At 59.3% G+C, this 2,027-nt stretch carries 1 protein-coding gene, 1 tRNA gene and 2 pseudogenes; all 4 read right to left on the bottom strand.

Annotated elements, in window-relative coordinates:
- Positions 1-266: 266 nt before the first annotated feature.
- Positions 267-422: pseudogene (locus tag PVW49_RS23600) on the bottom strand (IS3 family transposase); the annotation flags it as partial.
- Positions 423-531: 109 nt separating this feature from the next.
- Positions 532-605 (bottom strand) — tRNA-Cys (locus PVW49_RS23595).
- 144 nt (positions 606-749) lie between these two features.
- The gene (locus PVW49_RS23590; protein WP_274591790.1) at positions 750-1,097 is read right to left on the bottom strand and encodes a hypothetical protein; all 348 of its coding nucleotides are present in this window, start codon (positions 1,095-1,097) and stop codon (positions 750-752) included.
- Positions 1,098-1,414: 317 nt separating this feature from the next.
- Positions 1,415-2,027: pseudogene (locus tag PVW49_RS23585) on the bottom strand (IS5 family transposase); the annotation flags it as partial.

The raw sequence follows: 2,027 nt of genomic DNA, 5'->3' as shown, positions 1-2,027 counted from the left end.
GCTCGCGGCGCTCGTCATCTATTGGTTATGAATCCTGACCCTAGCAGACCTGCCGGATGGGTTTCCACAGCCATTGGCGGAAGCCATTTCTGCTGGCATACGACGTCGGGCGGTTGCCCTTCAGGCGGTATGATCCGCAGATCATATTTGCGTTTTATGGTCGGTAGATCATAGTTACTGCGAGCAAACTGCAGGCCCGGTACAGTAGTTGCAGTGTTCCATGCCAGCTTTGACGGGCCAGCCCAGAGTGAATAGCCCCGCGTTTATTAAACGCCTTCGTGCCTCAGTTTCTGTTGCCGCTCGAACTCGAGAGGCGACAGCATTCCGTTCCGGGTGTGCTTGTGCTTCGGATTGTAGAACATCTCGATTTAATCGAACACGTCCTGTCTGGCATTTTGGCGCGTTCGGTGGGTGCGCCGCCGTTCAGCGGGCCGCGGGCAATGCGAACAGAACAAAAACAGAATGTTTAGACAAATGTCTAGACGCGCGGTGGTCCGCGTGTCGAAAAACATGTAAGTCCTTGATATTGTTTGGAGGCGAGTACCGGAATCGAACCGGTGTACACGGATTTGCAATCCGCTGCGTCACCACTCCGCCAACTCGCCGCCGTGGTGGTGATCTGCCGGATACCGGATCTCCAAATGCGCTGCAAGCCTAAACGCGCGAAATGAGGCCAGGGACGGCGATCAGGCCGGGGACGCATGACCCTGCACCTGCGCGACGGGGTCAGAACAGGAAATCGTTGGCGGTCATGGGCGGCACGAATTGCACAAGGATTGCCATGTCTCGGACGCCATCGCCATCGGCGTCGACTTGGACCACGGTCGATCCCCCGCCCGCGTGACCACGCGAAGGGCCAGGCCGGAGGCGGTCGAGAAACTGGCGGCGCCCAGAAAATCCAGCGCGCCGCCGCCGACCGGGCTGTCTGCAAAGCTCAGAAAGACAAAGCGGTCGATGCCCTCTTCGCCGAACAGGACGTCGCGCCCCAGACTGCCGATGATGATGTCCGCCTGACCGCCGCGGATAGTGTCGTGTTCCTCGCCACTGTCGATCAGGGCAATTGTCCTGGCTGTATCGACCCTGCGGAAGCTGCTCACGCTAGCGGATTAACTTGAGCAGGTCCGGCTGCGATGATGCCATTGTGCGGTCACTCGCGAATGATGCGAAGGCTCTTTGGCGAAATCAGCGAGGCTCGTTTGCCTTCGCTGACCATGCGTAGGGAAAAGCCTTGCAAGATCAACTCCGCGGCGTCATCGAGGGTATCGACGAAAACAGCGTGCTCGGCGTGGTGTTTCCTTGAACCAAACCTCGGGTTGCCGAGGCAATAGCCTCTCGCTGTAAGATCCGGCTCCTCAGTCACGCCGCCTCGAGGTGAAAGTCGCTCTATCCTTATGATCTTGCCTAGGGTCAGGACTCATAGCCAGTAGATGACGATTGCCGCGAGGGCGATTGCTGAGAGGAAGACCTTTGGGCACCTGTCGTAGCGGGTTGCCACACGCCGCCAATCCTTCAACCTGCCAAACATGATCTCGATCCGGTTACGCCGTTTGTAGCGCCGCTTGTCGTACTTTACCGGTTTCTTCCGCTGCTTCCGGCCAGGGATGCAGGCGCGTATCCCCTTGTCTTCCAACGCTTCTCGGAACCAGTCGGCGTCATAGCCGCGATCTCCGAGGAGCCAATTGACACTTGGCGGGCTGTTCAGAAGCGCCCGTGCGCCGATGTAATCGCTGACCTGACCGGCGGTGACGAACAGGTTCAGAGGCCGCCCTTGGCTGTCGCAGATGGCGTGCAGCTTGGTGTTCATGCCGCCTTTGGTGCGCCCGATCAGGCGGCCACGCCCCCCTTTTTCGCGGCCATGCTGGTCGCGGTGCGGTGGGCTTTGAGGTAGGTCGCATCAATCATCACGGCCTTCTGTTCCCCGTGTTCAGCGGCCAGACCGGCCATCATCCGGGCGAAGATGCCTTTGTCGCTCCATCGCTTCCAGCGTAACCGCCCGATTTGAACCGCCTGCTCGTATGTCCCGGTGA

The sequence above is a fragment of the Marinovum sp. PR37 genome, from assembly GCF_028807375.1.
GTDB lineage: Bacteria > Pseudomonadota > Alphaproteobacteria > Rhodobacterales > Rhodobacteraceae > Marinovum > Marinovum algicola.
The sequence above is the reverse complement of the archived record's forward strand: the minus strand, read 5'-3'. Positions and strand labels throughout refer to the sequence as shown.